This is a genomic window from Pseudacidovorax sp. 1753, from assembly GCF_040544975.1.
GTDB lineage: Bacteria > Pseudomonadota > Gammaproteobacteria > Burkholderiales > Burkholderiaceae_C > Xenophilus.
This window is the reverse complement of sequence record NZ_JBEPKY010000018.1, coordinates 39,688-54,389: the sequence shown is the minus strand read 5'-3', so window position 1 is coordinate 54,389 and position 14,702 is coordinate 39,688. Positions and strand designations below refer to the sequence as shown.

Genomic DNA, 14,702 nt, shown 5'->3' with positions numbered 1-14,702 from the left:
CACCCGCGGAACTGGCTTTGCCAGGCCGCAGGGTGTGCCCCCTTGAGGGGGGAGGCGGTTACACGAAGTGAGCAAGCAACGGGGGTGGGTTAGAAGTACCCGTCCTTCTTGCGCTTCTCCATGGAAGCGTCGGAGGTCTTGTCGTCCATGCGGGTGGCGCCGCGCTCGCTGACCTCGGCCGACAGCGTCTCGATCACCACGTCGGCCGGGCCGGCGGCCAGGCTGGCCACGGGGCAGGTGCAGGTGATGTCGCCCACGGTGCGGAAGCGCACGTCCCGCAGCTCGACCGTTTCGCCATCCCGGGCGGGGGTCAGCTCGGTCACGGGCACCAGCAGGCCACGGCGCTCGACGATCTCGCGCTTGTGGGTGTAGTAGAGCGACGGCAGCGCGATCTGCTCGCGCTCGATGTACTGCCACACGTCCAGCTCGGTCCAGTTGCTGATCGGGAAGACGCGGAAGTGCTCGCCCGGGGCCAGGCGGGTGTTGAACAGCGTCCACAGCTCGGGGCGCTGGTCCTTGGGTTGCCACTGGCCGAAGGCGTCGCGGTGCGAAAAGATGCGTTCCTTCGCACGGGCCTTCTCTTCATCGCGGCGGGCGCCGCCGATCAGCGCGTCGAAGCGGAACTCCTCGATGGCCTCCAGCAGCGTGACCGACTGGTGCACGTTGCGCGACTCGCCGGGATGGGCCAGGCGCACCGTGCCGCGGGCCATCGAATCCTCGACGCTGCGCACGATCAGCTCGGCGCCCAGCTCCTTGGCGCGCTCGTCGCGGAAGTCCGTGACTTCGGGGAAGTTGTGCCCGGTGTCGATCATCAGCAGCGGATAGGGCAGGTGGCCGGCGCCAAAGGCCTTCTCGGCGCACTTGAGCAGCACCAGCGAATCCTTGCCGCCGGAGAACAGCAGCGCTGGCCGCTCGAAGGCCGCGGCCACTTCGCGCAGGATGAAGATGGCTTCTTCCTCCAGCGCGTCGAGGTGGGCATTGGACAGGCGCGCGGTGGCGGAGGCAGCCAGGGCGTCGGGCAGCAGCAGGTCGGCGTCGGTGCGGGCGTTCATGGGTCTGTGGGGCAAGAGGGATTCGGGAGGTGGACGGGGTGGATCAGTGCGCGATGTGAAGACCGCACTCGCGGTTGTCCTCGCCCTTCGTCGGGTCCACGTAGTCGAAGTTGTTGGGCAGGCCGTGCTGCACGCAGTAGTCGTGCAGGTCCTTGGACGACCAGTGCAGCAGCGGCGCCACCTTGATCAGGCCGTCGGGATTCACGCTGACGGGCTCCATCTGCGCGCGCACGGCCGTGTCGGTGGCGCGCAGCGCGGTGAACCAGACCTGGGGTGCCGTCTCGCGCAGGGCGCGGGCGAAGGGCTCCAGCTTGACCTCTTCGGTGAAGGCCGCGTGGCGCGGGTCGTCCAGCGCCGGCGTGGGGCCTTCGACGGCCTCGCGATGCGCGCGCGAGCGCAGCGGCAGGTAGATCTTCAGGTTCAGCTTGAGCTGCCGGGTCACCTCGTCGGCGAAGCGGTAGGTGGCCTCGGTGTTGTAGCCGTTGTCCATCCACACCACCGGCACGTCGGGCTGGGCGCGCGTCACCATGTGCAGGATCACGGCCTCGAAGGGTCGGAAGTTGGTGGTGACGATGGCCGGGCGGTGCAGGCCGATGGCCCAGTCCACCAGGCCCTGCGCATTGCGGCCCAGGCGGGCATTGACCTCGGCCAGGTCGAAGGCGGTGGAGTTCTGGACTTGGGAAGGAATGGCGTTCATGGCTCGGGCTCTTTCGATCGGCACTGCGACGACGACGACAGCAATGCCCTGGGACCGAACTTTAGGGAGAGCCCTTATGAAACCAAACGATCTTTTTGTTCGCGCTTTATGCGGATAAGCATATTCACCGCTGTGGATGCGGGTTCTCGCGCGATGGGCGGCGAGACCTGGATAAGGCGCTGCCGGCTCGCTGGACGCCTGCATCGACCGACGCAGCCAAGAAAAAGCCGACCAGCGCCTGCAGGCGGTGGTCGGCTGTTCGGCGCGGTGAGGCTGAGGGGATCAGGCCTCGGCGCGCACGAAATGCGGCGCCGGCTGCACCGCGTCGCCCTGGTAGAAGTCGACGAAGCGCTCGAACTGGCGCTGCGCCTCGGCCACGTCCTTGCCTTCCTTGAGAACGGCGCTGGTGAAGCCGGTGCGCTGCATCTGCACCAGCTGGTCGATCAGCACGTCGCCGGTGGCGCGGATGTCGCCGGTGAAACCCAGGCGGCGGCGCAGCAGGAAGGCCTGGCTGTAGGCCCGGCCGTCGGTGAACTTGGGAAAGTGCAGCTCGATGCGGGTCACACCGGTCAGATCGGCTTCCCGCGGATCGGCGTCATTGGGCAACTGCAGCACACGGCCGGTGGCGGCGTCGGCCTCGTGCTGGCCGGCCGAGAGGATGTTCAGGGTCTTGTTCATGCGTCTGTTCTCCCTCGGACTCAGGCGACTTCCTCGACCTTGAAGCGGGCGCCGTTGGCCGCCGCCTTGAAAGGCTCGTGGCCGACGCGGCGCAGCGTGTCGATGAAGGTTTCGCCCGCGTTGCGGGTGTCGCGGTAGGTGCCGAGCACGGCCTCGATCACGCCCGGCACTTCGGCCGCCGAGAAGGAGGGGCCGACCACCTTGCCGGCCTGGGCCGGGCCGCTCAGGTCCGAGCCGTCCGAGCCGGCCAGCGTCACTTGGTACCACTCCTTGCCGTCCTTGTCGACGCCGAGGATGCCGATGTGGCCGCTGTGGTGGTGGCCGCAGCTGTTGATGCAGCCGCTGATGTGCAGATCGATCTCGCCCAGGTCGTCCAGCTCGTCCAGGTCCTGGTAGCGCTCGGTGATGGCCTCGGCGATGGGGATGGAGCGCGCATTGGCCAGCGCGCAGAAGTCGCCGCCGGGGCAGGCGATCATGTCCGTCAGCAGGTGCACGTTGGCGCTGGCGAAGCCGGCGGCGCGGGCGGCCTGCCAGAGTTCGAACAGGTCTTCGGCATGCACCCAGGGCAGCAGCACGTTCTGGTCGTGCGTCACGCGCAGTTCGCCGGCCGAGAAGCGATCGGCCAGTTCGGCCACGGTGTCGAGCTGGTCGGCCGAGGCATCGCCCGGCGCCTGGCCACGGCGCTTGAAGGAGAGGGTGACTGCGCGCAGCTGTGGGTTCTGGTGCGCGGCCACGTTGCGCTGCAGCCAGCGCGCGAACATCGGCTCGCGGTCCGCGGCCTGGCGCAGGGCGGCGTCGGCCTGCTCTGCCGGGACACCGGCACGGGCGGCCAGCGCGGGCGGCACGAAGGAGGCGGCCACGCGGTCGAACTCGGCCTGGCTGATGGTGTGGGGGGCGCCGTCGCGCTCCAGCACGTCGCGGTACTCGGCCTCCACGTCGTCGATGTAGGCCTGGCCCTCGGACTTGACCAGGATCTTGATGCGCGCCTTGTACAGGTTGTCGCGGCGGCCGTAGCGGTTGTAGACCCGGATCACCGCTTCGAGGTAATTCATGATCTGGTTCCAGGGCAGGAACTCGCGCAGCACCGTGCCCACGATGGGCGTGCGGCCCATGCCGCCGCCCACGCGCACCTGGAAGCCGATTTCGCCGGCCTCGTTCTTCACCAGCTTGAGGCCCACGTCATGCCAGCCGGTGGCGGCGCGGTCTTCGGCAGCGCCGGTGATGGCGATCTTGAACTTGCGCGGCAGGAAGGCGAACTCGGGGTGCAGCGTGCTCCACTGCCGCATGATCTCGGCGTAGGGCCGCGGGTCGGCCACCTCGTCTACGGCCACGCCGGCGCGCTCGTCGGTCGTGATGTTGCGGATGCAGTTGCCGCTGGTCTGGATGCCGTGCATGTCCACGGTGGCCAGCAGCTCCATCACCTCGGCGCTCTTCGCCAGCGGAATCCAGTTGTACTGGACGTTCTGGCGCGTGGTGAAGTGGGCGTAGTGCGTGGGCAGCGACGTGGTGCCCAGGGCGCCCTGCGTTTCCAGGGCATGCCGATAGACCTCGGCCTCGGGCTCGTCGTATTCGCGGGCGATGCGGGCCAGGACGCGCACCTGGCGGCTGGAGAGTTCGCCATAGGGCACGGCGACGCGCAGCATGGGCGCATAACGCTGCACGTACCAGCCGTTCTGCAGGCGCAGCGGACGGAACTCGTCCTCGCTGAGGCTGCCCGCCTGCCAGCGCTCGAGCTGGTCGCGGTACTGTGCGGCGCGCTGGCGCACGAACTGGCGGTCGAAGTCTGTGTATTGGTACATCGTGTGTGGGAGGCAGTCGGCCACGCGGCACGGAGACACCGCGCGCGAAGGCGGCACTTTAGGGGCCGTCCTTATGAATGCAAACGATTTTCTGGTTCGCGCCTTATGCGCATAAGCTTATGCAGCCGCTCTGGTGCGGCCTGCAGCGTGGAAAACCGCCATGGCCGGATAAGGCGCCTCGGGCGAAACAGCCGCCGATTCTAGGAGGGCCTGCGCAGCCACGCGGGCCGCGTGGCCGGGCCGGCTTAGGCCATCCTGCATATGGTCGGTCCACGCAGCGGGCGGCATCATCCCGCCCCTCATGGGGCTGCGCCGAACGTCGATCACCGTGCCGAAGCTGATGCGGGCGTTTGCCGCGGCCGTTCTTCTGGTTTTTTCTGCGATCCCTGCGCTGGCGGCGGGGCCGGTGGCCATCGCGACGCTGGTCGAGGGCGAGGCCCATCTGCTGCGGGAGAGCGGTCGTTTCGTGCTGACGCCCGGCGTGGCGCTGCAACCCGGCGATCTGGTGGAAACGGCCGCCAATGCCCGCCTGCTGCGGCTCGAATACGCGGACGGCCCGGTGGTCGACCTGGGGCCGGCCAGCCAGGCGATGGTTGAAGCACGGCTCGGCCCCGGCAACCGCGGACCGGCGGCGCGGCTCTATCTCCGGCAAGGCTGGGCCAAGCTGGGCCGGGCGCCAGCCGCCCGCGGTGCGGTCAGCCTGCTGACGCCCGATGCGATCCTGACGGGAGAGGGCGGCAGCCAGGTGGTCCAGGCCATGGACTCCCGCACCCAGGTCTTCGCCGAGTCGGGCAAGGCCAGGGTCGAGACGCGGGGCAAGCGCGATCAGGAGGCCATCGAGCTGGGGTCCGGACGGTTGTTCGACAGTGCGGACTGGACCGAGCGCCCGCGGCCGGCCGCCGCCTTCGTCCGCGCGGTACCGCCCAGCTTCCTCGACCCGCTGCCGTTGCGCGCTGCGCGGTTCAAGGACCGCCCGGTCGACGCCGAGCGCGTGGGCGACCTGCGCTACGAGGACGTGGCCAGCTGGCTGCAGGCCGAGCCGGCGCTGCGAGCACGCCTGGCCGAGCGCTGGCGTGGCCTGGCGAAGAAGCCGGAGTTCCGCGCCGCGCTGGCCGCCAACATCAGGCGCCATCCCGAGTGGGACCGGATCGTGTTTCCAGAGAAATATGTCAAGCCTCGTCCGCCGCCGGGGCCTTCCCCGCCGCCGGCCGCGCCTGCCCGTTCCGCCTACTGACCGGGCCCCTCCGGCCGGTCTCCAACGATGCCATCCCCATGAAACTGCTGCTCAAGTTCAACCTGGTCTTCCTGCTCGTGTTCGCGGTCGGGCTGGGAGCGTCGGCCTACCTGGCGCGCGACCTGCTCCAGCGCGGCGCGCACGACGAGGTGGTGGAACAGGCGCGCCTCATCATGGAGAGCGCGGCGGCCGTCAGCACCTACACGGCCACGCAGGTGCAGCCGCTGCTGCAGAACCAGATGAAGTACACCTTCCTGCCGCAGTCGGTGCCCGCCTATTCGGCCACCGAGATGGTCAACGCGCTGCGGGAGATGCATCCCGAGTACGGCTACAAGCCCGCCATGCTCAATCCCACCAATCCGCGCGACCGGGCGCAGGACTGGGAAGAGGACGTCATCGCCCGCTTTGCCAAGGACAAGCAGCTGACCGAGTTCATCGGCCAACGTGAGACGGCCTCTGGCCGGGCGCTTTTCGTGGCGCGGCCCATCCGCATCAGCAACCCGGCCTGCCTGAGCTGCCACAGCACGCCGGCAGCGGCGCCCGCCACCATGATCGAGAAGTACGGGCCGGCCAACGGCTTTGGCTGGACACTGGGCGAGACGCTGGGCGCGCAGGTGGTCTCGGTGCCGATGTCGGTGCCCTTCGAGCGCGCATCGCAGGCCTTTGCGGTCGTGATGGGATCGCTGGCGGCGGTGTTCCTGCTGATCGGCGGCGCGCTCAACCTGATGCTGTGGAAGCTGGTCATCCAGCCCGTGACCCGTCTGTCGGCCCTGGCCGACCGCGTGAGCATGGGCGAGCTGGAAGCGCCCGAGTTCGCCGTGCGCAGCCGCGACGAGATCGGCACGCTGGCCGAATCCTTCGCCCGCATGCGGGCGAGCCTGGTGCAGGCCATGAAGATGCTGGACGTCTAGTGGCGGTGGGTTGGCTTTCGCCGTTGTGCGCGTCCGCTTGCCGCGGACCGCTGCGTCTGCATCGAGGCTGAGCCATGCAGCATCCACGCCGCCTCGGCAAGTACGACATCGTGGGCGTCCTGGGGGAGGGCGCCATGGGCGTCGTCTACAAGGCCCACGACCCGTTCATCGACCGGCAGGTCGCCATCAAGACGGTGCGCAAGGCACTGCTCGACTCCAGCGTCGCCGAGGACATGGCCGCGCGCTTCCGCAATGAAGCGCGCGCGGCGGGCCGGCTGTCGCACCCGGGCATCGTGCCCATCTACGAATACGGCGAGGACGACACCACCGCCTTCATCGCGATGGAGTTCGTCGAGGGCCGCGACCTGGCGCAGATCCTCGGCGCCACGCCGACGCTGCCCGAGGGCATGGCGATCCGCTTCATGCAGCAGCTGCTCGATGCACTCGGCAGCGCGCACCGCGCCGGCGTCTGGCACCGAGACATCAAGCCGGCCAACCTGATCGTGACCACCGACGGGCTGCTGAAGGTGATGGACTTCGGCGTGGCCCGCATCGCCAGCGCCGCGCTCACCCAGGCGGCGTCCACCATCGGCACGCCCGGCTACATGGCGCCCGAGCAGTACATCGGCGAGACCATCGATCACCGGGTGGACCTGTTCGCTGCCGGCGTGCTGCTGTACCGCATGCTCAGCGGCCGCTCGCCCTTCGCCGCCGAGACGCCCGAGGCGGTCATGTACAAGGTGCTGCACCAGGACCCGGCGCCGCTGTCGACCCTGGAAGGCCTGAGCATCGCGCCCTCGCTGGACGCGGTGATCGCCCGCGCGCTGGCCAAGACGCCGCAGGCGCGCTTCTCCAGCGCGGCCGAGTTCCGTGACGCGCTGGCCGAGCGCAGCGCCGTCGCGGGGGGCACCACGGCCGACGACGCAACCGTCATCGCGGCCATGCCGCTGCGCGTGCGGCCGGCCAGCCCGGGTACCTCGCGGGGTCCCACTGGCTCGGCCATGCCTTCGCAGTGGGACGCGAGCAGCCTCGCGGCCGTGGAGGCAGCGCTGACCCGCTTCATGGGCCCCGTCGCCCGCGTGCTGGTGCGCGAGGCGGCCCGCACCAGCGCCGACCTCCGGCAACTGCAGGACAGCGTCAGCCAGCACCTCCGCGATCCGCGGGAGCGTCAGCGCTTCGAGGCCTTGCTGAGCACAGGCATGGCGGGGGGCACCTCGGCAGGGACGCGCGCCGGGTCGTCCGCATCCGCCACGGGTGCGGTGTCATCGGCGGGCGCGTCCACCGCGGGTACCACCGCCGGCATCTCGGCCGGACTGAGCGACTACGCGAGCCGCGCGCTGGCCCGGCAGCTCGGCCCCATCGCCAAGGTGGTGGTCCGCAAGGCTGCCGCCTCGGCAAGCTCGCGCCAGGTCTTCTTCGACGTGCTGTGCCGGTCGGTCGAAGATCCTGCGCGGCGGGCGCAGCTGCAGACCGAGCTGGGCCGGGCACCGGACGGACTCTGAGGCGCTTCGACGACGCGCCTACCTGACCTGCTGCTTGCCCAGCTTGCGCGCCAGGGTGCGGCGGTGCATGCCCAGGCGGCGCGCGGTCTCGGAGATGTTGAAGCCGGTCTCGGCCAGGGTCTCGTGGATGCGCTCCCATTCGAGCGTCTTGATCGAGCTGGCCCGCTGCGTGAGCTCGACCTCGGTGCTGCCTTCGGCGCGGCCGAAGGCCTCCTCGATGTCGTCGGTGTTCGACGGCTTGGCCAGGTAATGGCAGGCGCCCAGCTTGATCGCCTCCACAGCCGTCGCAATGCTGGCGAAGCCGGTGAGCACGACGATCAGCATTTCCGGATCATGCGCATGCAGGGCCTGCACACAGGCCAAGCCCGAGGCCTCGCCCTGCAGCTTGAGGTCGACCACCGCGTGCGTGGGCGACTCGGCCTCCAGCAGCGCATTCACCTCCTCGAGGCCGCCAGCGCGCAGCACCTCGTAGCCACGTCGCTCGAAGGACCGTGCGAGCGTGCGTGCAAAGGCATCGTCGTCTTCCACGATCAGCAGTTGCCGGGCGTCGGCGTCGGCATCGGACAGCAGCAGGTCGGTCATTCGGTCGGATCTCTGGTGGCAAGCGTGACGGCGGCCAGCGGCAGCGTGATGCGCACCAGCGCACCGCCCTCGGCACGGTTGGCGGCCTCCACCTGTCCGCCCAGGGTGCGCGCGACATTCACGACGAGGAAGAGGCCAAGGCCACTGCCTGGACGCCCCTTGGTCGACTGGTAGGGCGTGCCCAGGCGCGTGAGCATGTCGGCGCGAAAGCCCGGGCCTTCGTCGAAGACTTCGAGCACCAGCGTGTCGTCATCGCGGCCCACATGGAGATGGATACGTTGGGGCGAGGCCTCGCGGGCATTGTCCAGCACGTTGCAGATCATCTGCGCGATGGCGGAGTCCGAGACCATGGGCAGATCGTGCCCAAAGCGGTTGCTGTAGAGCAGCACCGTGCCCGAGCGTGTGGAGCGCCAGTCGGCCACCAGGTCGTCGAGGAAGCGGCAGACGGTGGTCATGGCCGAGGACTCGCCCCGCGTCTCGCCGGCCGACAGCAGGATGCCGCTCACGATGGACTTGCAGCGCAGCACCTGCGTCTGCATCTCCGTCACGTCCTGCAGCAGTTCGGGGTCGGAATTGAAGTGCGGCAGGTGCTGCCAGTCGCCCAGGATCACGGCCAGCGTGGCCAGGGGGGTACCCAGTTCATGCGCCGCGCCCGAGGCCAGCAGGCCCATGCGAACGATGTGTTCCTCTTCGGCCGCGCGCTGGCGCAGGGCGGCCAGGCGGGCGTCGCGCTCGCGCAGGTTCTGGCCGATGCGGGTGATGAACACCACCAGCAGTACGGCGTTGAGGGCGAAGCAGATCAGCAAGCCCGCCAGGTAGGGGCTGGCCAGGCCACGGTGCGCCTCCAGCGCCACCGGCAGCGGCCGGCTGAAGATCGCCAGGCCGGCGACGCAGCCGATGGCCACGGCCACCATGGTCCACACGGCCCAGGCCCGCAGCAGCACGGCACCCAGGGTGACCTGCAGGAGGTAGAGGTAGACGAAAGGGTTGCTGATGCCGCCGCTCAGGTGCAGCTGCGCCGTGAGCGTGCCCACGTCCACCATCAGGCCCAGGAACAGCTCGCCGTTGGTGACGCGGCGCCCGGTGCGCCAGCGCAGCAGGCTCAGCACGTTGAAGGCCAGCAGGCCCGCCAGCACGGCCAGCATGGGCTCCAGCGGAATGGGCAGCCGCAGGCCGTAGTGCGCGACCTCGATGGTCACAATCTGGCCAAAGGCGGCGATCCAGCGCAACTGGATCAGCTGGTGCAGGTTCTTGCGGCCAGTGGCCGAGTCGAGGCCGCGTGCGGCCTGGGCCCGCACCTGCGCGCGCGCGGCAAGCAGGGCAGGGGAGTCGGGAGGGCTGGCGCTCATCGCGCCGGATTGTCGTCGTCCGGCCCCAGGGCACCGCGGCGCCAGGCATAGGCCAGGCCCACCACCAGAAGCAGGGCCATCCCGTACCAGGTGATGGCGTACATCAGGTGGTTGTTGGGAAAGCGGATGACGGTCAGGCCGCCCACGGGCCAGGTGCCCTCCGCCTGCTGCGGGTCGCGGGCGGCATCGACGAAGTAGGGGGCAGTGTCGGCGGCCGGCAGCCCGCGGGCCACCGTGAGCGCGGTGATGTCGCGCGAATACCAGCGGTCGGCCGCGGGATCGTTGTGGCGCAGGAAGGCGCCCTTGGGCTCGGTGATGCGCAGCAGGCCCACCACGTCGACGGTGCCGGTCGGCTCGGCCCGGCCGCGGGCCGAGGGCTCACGCGCCTGTGGGGGCAGGAAGCCGCGGTTGACCCACACGAAGCTGCCGTCCGGCCGCGCGAGGGGCGTCAGCAGCCAGAAGCCTGCGCCCAGATCGGTGGTGGCCTGCACCAGTGCCGCCTTGTCCGTCAGGAAGCGGCCCTGCAGCGTCACGTGCTGGTATTCCGCGCTGTCGGCCGTGACGGACGGCCAAGCGGCGCGCGCCGGTGCGTCGATCGGCGTTGCCGTCACTCGGGCATCGACCCGTGCGATCAGCTCGCGCTTCCACGCCAGGCGCTGGACCTGCCAGGTGCCCAGGGCCAACAGGAGCACAAAAAAAAGTGCCGCGGCAGGCACGAGGACCCGACCGCGGCGCCGCTGCGTCATTGCGCGCGCTGGATGTGCTGCTGCATCTCGTGCGCCGGCATCATGTTCGTGTTCATGTGGAACATGACCCACAGCGTGCCCGCGATGGCAATGGCCACGAACACGACGGTGAAGATGGTGGACAGCAGGGTCCAGCCGCCTTCGACCTTGCCGTTCATGTGCAGGAAGAAGACCATGTGCACGAGGATCTGGACGACCGCGAAGGCGCCCAGCACGATGACGGCCGTGTTGCGGCTGCTGATCACGTCGTTCATCACCAGCCAGAAGGGGATGGCGGTGAGCACGATGGACAGCACGAAACCGATCATGTAGCCCGAGAAGGTGCTGTGCGGCCCCACGTCGCCGTGGTGGTCGTCATGATGGTGATCGTCGTGGGCATGGCCGGCGTGCGCGGCGTGGGTGGCATGGGTACTCATCACAGCACTCCCATCAGGTAGACGAAGGTGAAGACGCCGATCCACACGACGTCCAGAAAGTGCCAGAACATCGACAGGCACATCAGGCGGCGCTTGTTCTCGTGGATCAGGCCGTGCTTGGAGATCTGGATCATCAGCACCACCATCCAGATCGAGCCGAAGGTCACGTGCAGGCCGTGGGTGCCGACCAGCGCAAAGAAGGCCGACAGGAAGGCGCTGCTCTGCGGCGTGGCGCCTTCATGGATCAGGTGGTGGAACTCGTAGAGCTCCACGCCCAGGAAGCACAGGCCGAAGACGCCGGTGATGGCCAGCCAGCCCAGCGTGCCGCCCACCTTGTTCTGCTGCTTCTGCAGCATGGCAAAGCCGAAGGTGATCGACGACAGCAGCAGGAAGGCCGTGTTGATGGCCACCAGCTTCAGGTCGAACAGTTCGGCGCCGCTCGGGCCGCCCGCATAGCTGCGGCCGAGCACGCCATAGGTCGCGAAGAGCGCCGCGAAGATCAGGCAGTCGCTCATCAGGTAGAGCCAGAAGCCCAGCGAGGTGCCGTTCTCCGGATGCGGCTCGTCCGCCAGGTGATAGGCGCGGTCGGTGGTGTCGCCGGCGGTGCCGGTGGCGTAGGCGAGATCAGACATGACGGGCCAGCAGTTGGGTGCGCGCGTTCTCGGCGGCCGAGACTTCCTCGGCCGGGATGTGGTAGTCGCGCTTGTAGTTGAAGGTGTGGATGATCGACGCCAGGATCGTCGCCGCGAACGACGCGGCAGCCAGCGGCCACATGTGCCAGATGAGTGCGAAGCCGCAGATCACCGAGAACACCGAGATCACCACGCCGGCGCCGGTGTTGGCGGGCATGTGGATCGGCTTGAAGCCACCCAGCGGACGCTTGTAGCCATGCTGCTTCATGTCCCACCAGGCGTCGACCTCGTGCACCACGGGCGTGAAGGCGAAGTTGTACTGGGGCGGGGGTGAGGAGGTGGCCCACTCCAGCGTGCGGCCGTTCCACGGGTCGCCCGTGTGGTCACGCAGCTGCTCGCGGCGCAGGTAGCTCACTCCCAGCTGGATCAGGAAGCAGGCGATGCCGCAGGCGATCAGCACGGCGCCCAGAGCCGCGACCTGGAACCAGATCTGCAGCGACGGGTCCTCGAAATGGTTGACGCGTCGTGTCACGCCCATCAGGCCGAGCACGTACAGCGGCATGAACGCCACGTAGAAGCCTACCAGCCAGAACCAGAACGAGCACTTGCCCCAGAAGGCGTCGAGCTTGTAGCCGAAGGCCTTGGGGAACCAGTAGTTGATGCCGGCGAACATGGCGAACACCACGCCGCCGATGATCACGTTGTGGAAGTGGGCGATCAGGAACAGGCTGTTGTGCAGCACGAAGTCGGCCGGGGGCACGGCCAGCAGGACGCCGGTCATGCCACCAATGGCGAAGGTGCACATGAAGCCGACGGTCCACAGCATGGGCGGCTCGAAGCGGATGCGGCCGCGGTACATGGTGAAGAGCCAGTTGAAGATCTTCGCGCCGGTCGGAATCGAGATGATCATCGTCGTGATGCCGAAGAAGGCGTTCACGCTCGCGCCCGAGCCCATCGTGAAGAAGTGGTGCAGCCACACGATGTACGACAGGATGGTGATACAGACCGTGGCATAGACCATGGACGTGTAGCCGAATAGACGCTTGCCCGAGAAGGTGGCCACCACCTCGGAGAACACGCCGAAGGCCGGCAGCACCAGGATGTAGACCTCGGGGTGGCCCCAGATCCAGATCAGGTTAACGTACAGCATCGGGTTGCCGCCCGACACGTTGGTGAAGAAGTTCGTGCCGACATAACGGTCGAGCGACATCAGCACCAGGGCGGCCGTCAGCACCGGGAAGGAGGCCACGATCAGCGCGTTGGTGCACAGCGAGGTCCAGGTGAAGACGGGCATCTTCATCAGGCCCATGCCGGGGGCGCGCATCTTGACGATGGTCACCAGCAGGTTGATGCCCGAGAGCGTGGTGCCCACCCCCGCGATCTGCAGCGCCCAGATGTAGTAGTCCAGGCCCACCCCCGGGTTCTGGTTGCCCAGCGTCGACAGGGCCAGCCAGCCGGCGGTGGAGAACTCGCCCAGGAACAGCGACAGCATCACCAGCACGGCGCCGCCGGTGGTCATCCAGAAGCTGAAGTTGTTCAGGAAGGGGAAGGCCACGTCGCGCGCGCCGATCTGCAGCGGCACGAGGTAGTTCATCAGGCCCGTGACCAGCGGCATCGCCACGAAGAAGATCATGATGACGCCGTGCGCCGTGAAGATCTGGTCGTAATGGTGTGGCGGCAGATAGCCCATGTTGTCGCCGAAGGCCACGGCCTGCTGCAGACGCATCATCAGCGCATCGGCAAAGCCGCGCAGCAGCATCACGATGCCCAGGATCATGTACATGATCCCGATCTTCTTGTGGTCGATGCTGCAGAACCAGTCGCGCCACAGCGGACCCCAAAGCCGGAACTTGGTGAGCAGCGCGAGCACGCCGAGGCCGCCGAGCGCGACGGCGATGAAGGTCCACAGCACGATCGGCTCGTGCGCCATGGGAACGGATTCCCAGGTCAGCCGCCCCAGCAGCCAGTGGGGCGCGGCGGTAGAAGGTTCAGTCATAGGGCTTCGTTTCTTCGAATGGGTGCCGGGAGGCGGGCCGGGGAGGGCGGCGTCCTCAGTTGAGCAGGTCGACCGGTTGGTTGGGCGTGCAGATCTGCTGCGGCATGAGCGCAGCGACCGCGGCCTCGCCAGCCTTGGTGCGGCCACGCAGCGCATCCTGGGCCATCACCTGGTGCATGCAGCGCTGACCATCCACGGTGCACAGGTTGAGCACGCGCGAGTACAGGTCGGGGTCAACGGAAGCGAAGCGCTGCACGGGATTGCGCTCGCTGGGCTTGGCCAGGTCGTTGTAGACGGCGCGCGTCAGGCTCTGGCTGCCGGACTTGGCATCGGCCACCCACTTGGCGAAGTCCTCGTTGGAGACACCGTGGAACTTGAAGGTCATGCCCGAGAAGCCCGCGCCGCTGTAGTGCGAGGACAGGCCGTGGTAAACGCCGGGCTTGTTGATGACGGCATTGAGCTCGGTCTGCATGCCGGGCATGGTGTAGATCATGCCGGCCAGGTCGGGCACGTAGAAGGCGTTCATCGTCGTGCTGGAGGTCAGCTTGAAGAGGATGGGCCGGTCCACCGGCGCCGCCACCTCATTGACCGTGGCGATGCCCTGCTCGGGATAGATGAAGAGCCATTTCCAGTCCAGCGAAACGACCTGGATCTCCAGCGGCTCGACGTCCGCCGGCATCGGCTTGCCCGCCGCGATGCGGTCGAGCGGGCGGTACGGATCCAGCGTATGGGTGCTGATCCACGTCAACGCGCCCAGGGCGATGATGATCAACAGTGGAGCCGACCAGATGACCAGCTCCAGGCGGGTGGAGTGGTGCCAGTCGGGCTGGTAGTCGGCCTCCTTGTTCGCCGCACGGTAACGCCAGGCGAACAGCAGGGTGAGCACGATCACCGGGATGATGATCAGCAGCATCAGCCCGGTCGCGATCATCACGAGGCGGCCCTGCTGCGAGGCGATGTCCCCCGAGGGACTGAGCACCACCGTGTTGCAACCGGCCAGGAGCGCCGTGGCGGCCAGGAGGGCTGGCGCGCGGAAGGTCTTGAGTGAAGGCATACGCTGGAATCTGAAAGGAACGAGCAGGCCGGCACCTCGCGCACCGGCGGCAGG

14 protein-coding genes are annotated in these 14,702 nt (G+C 68.2%); 3 read left to right on the top strand and 11 right to left on the bottom strand.

The window, feature by feature from the left end; translation table 11 throughout:
* Positions 1–89: 89 nt before the first annotated feature.
* The 4 genes from cysD to ABIC63_RS21510 all read right to left on the bottom strand — a co-directional run bounded on the left by cysD (position 90) and on the right by ABIC63_RS21510 (position 4,226).
* Positions 90–1,052, bottom strand: a complete 963-nt coding sequence (gene cysD / locus ABIC63_RS21525; RefSeq protein ID WP_354321308.1) for a sulfate adenylyltransferase subunit CysD — start codon at positions 1,050–1,052, stop codon at positions 90–92.
* Between the two features lie 43 nt (positions 1,053–1,095).
* The gene (locus ABIC63_RS21520; RefSeq protein WP_294365724.1) at positions 1,096–1,749 is read right to left on the bottom strand and encodes a phosphoadenosine phosphosulfate reductase domain-containing protein; all 654 of its coding nucleotides are present in this window, start codon (positions 1,747–1,749) and stop codon (positions 1,096–1,098) included.
* Positions 1,750–2,031: 282 nt separating this feature from the next.
* The gene (locus ABIC63_RS21515; protein ID WP_354321307.1) at positions 2,032–2,427 is read right to left on the bottom strand and encodes a DUF934 domain-containing protein; all 396 of its coding nucleotides are present in this window, start codon (positions 2,425–2,427) and stop codon (positions 2,032–2,034) included.
* 20 nt (positions 2,428–2,447) lie between these two features.
* Positions 2,448–4,226: a nitrite/sulfite reductase gene (locus ABIC63_RS21510; protein ID WP_354321306.1), complete on the bottom strand. Its 1,779-nt coding sequence runs from the start codon at positions 4,224–4,226 to the stop codon at positions 2,448–2,450.
* A 301-nt stretch (positions 4,227–4,527) separates the two neighbouring features.
* Here ABIC63_RS21510 and ABIC63_RS21505 point away from each other — a divergent pair, with 301 nt between their 5' ends.
* The 3 genes from ABIC63_RS21505 to ABIC63_RS21495 all read left to right on the top strand — a co-directional run bounded on the left by ABIC63_RS21505 (position 4,528) and on the right by ABIC63_RS21495 (position 7,873).
* Entirely contained in the window at positions 4,528–5,460 is a 933-nt protein-coding gene (locus ABIC63_RS21505) for a FecR family protein (protein WP_354321305.1), read from the top strand.
* Between the two features lie 38 nt (positions 5,461–5,498).
* Positions 5,499–6,371 (top strand): Tll0287-like and HAMP domain-containing protein, encoded by an 873-nt coding sequence (locus ABIC63_RS21500; RefSeq protein WP_354321304.1) that lies wholly within the window; start codon positions 5,499–5,501, stop codon positions 6,369–6,371.
* A gap of 74 nt (positions 6,372–6,445) precedes the next feature.
* Positions 6,446–7,873 carry a serine/threonine-protein kinase gene (locus ABIC63_RS21495; RefSeq protein WP_354321303.1) on the top strand — a complete coding sequence of 476 codons (1,428 nt, stop codon included), beginning with the start codon at positions 6,446–6,448 and terminating at the stop codon, positions 7,871–7,873.
* A gap of 18 nt (positions 7,874–7,891) precedes the next feature.
* Here ABIC63_RS21495 and ABIC63_RS21490 read toward each other — a convergent pair whose 3' ends face one another.
* From ABIC63_RS21490 to cyoA, 7 genes are read right to left on the bottom strand one after another with little or no spacing between them, the layout of a single operon-like run.
* A complete protein-coding gene (locus tag ABIC63_RS21490) occupies positions 7,892–8,455 on the bottom strand; it encodes a response regulator transcription factor (RefSeq protein ID WP_354321302.1) in 564 nt (187 codons plus the stop codon).
* A complete protein-coding gene (locus tag ABIC63_RS21485) occupies positions 8,452–9,804 on the bottom strand; it encodes an ATP-binding protein (protein WP_234191909.1) in 1,353 nt (450 codons plus the stop codon). The genes ABIC63_RS21490 and ABIC63_RS21485 overlap by 4 nt, the downstream gene beginning before the upstream one ends.
* A complete protein-coding gene (locus ABIC63_RS21480; RefSeq protein WP_354321301.1) occupies positions 9,801–10,496 on the bottom strand; it encodes an SURF1 family protein in 696 nt (231 codons plus the stop codon). The genes ABIC63_RS21485 and ABIC63_RS21480 overlap by 4 nt, the downstream gene beginning before the upstream one ends.
* A gap of 50 nt (positions 10,497–10,546) precedes the next feature.
* Positions 10,547–10,966, bottom strand: coding sequence for a cytochrome o ubiquinol oxidase subunit IV (cyoD, locus tag ABIC63_RS21475; RefSeq protein ID WP_017757638.1), 420 nt, complete (start codon positions 10,964–10,966; stop codon positions 10,547–10,549).
* Entirely contained in the window at positions 10,966–11,598 is a 633-nt protein-coding gene (gene cyoC / locus ABIC63_RS21470) for a cytochrome o ubiquinol oxidase subunit III (protein WP_354321300.1), read from the bottom strand. Before cyoC ends, cyoD begins: the two co-directional genes overlap by 1 nt.
* Positions 11,591–13,594 (bottom strand): cytochrome o ubiquinol oxidase subunit I, encoded by a 2,004-nt coding sequence (gene cyoB, locus ABIC63_RS21465; protein ID WP_234191907.1) that lies wholly within the window; start codon positions 13,592–13,594, stop codon positions 11,591–11,593. The genes cyoC and cyoB overlap by 8 nt, the downstream gene beginning before the upstream one ends.
* Before the next feature lie 55 nt (positions 13,595–13,649).
* Entirely contained in the window at positions 13,650–14,648 is a 999-nt protein-coding gene (gene cyoA / locus ABIC63_RS21460) for a ubiquinol oxidase subunit II (protein ID WP_354321299.1), read from the bottom strand.
* Positions 14,649–14,702: the final 54 nt, after the last annotated feature.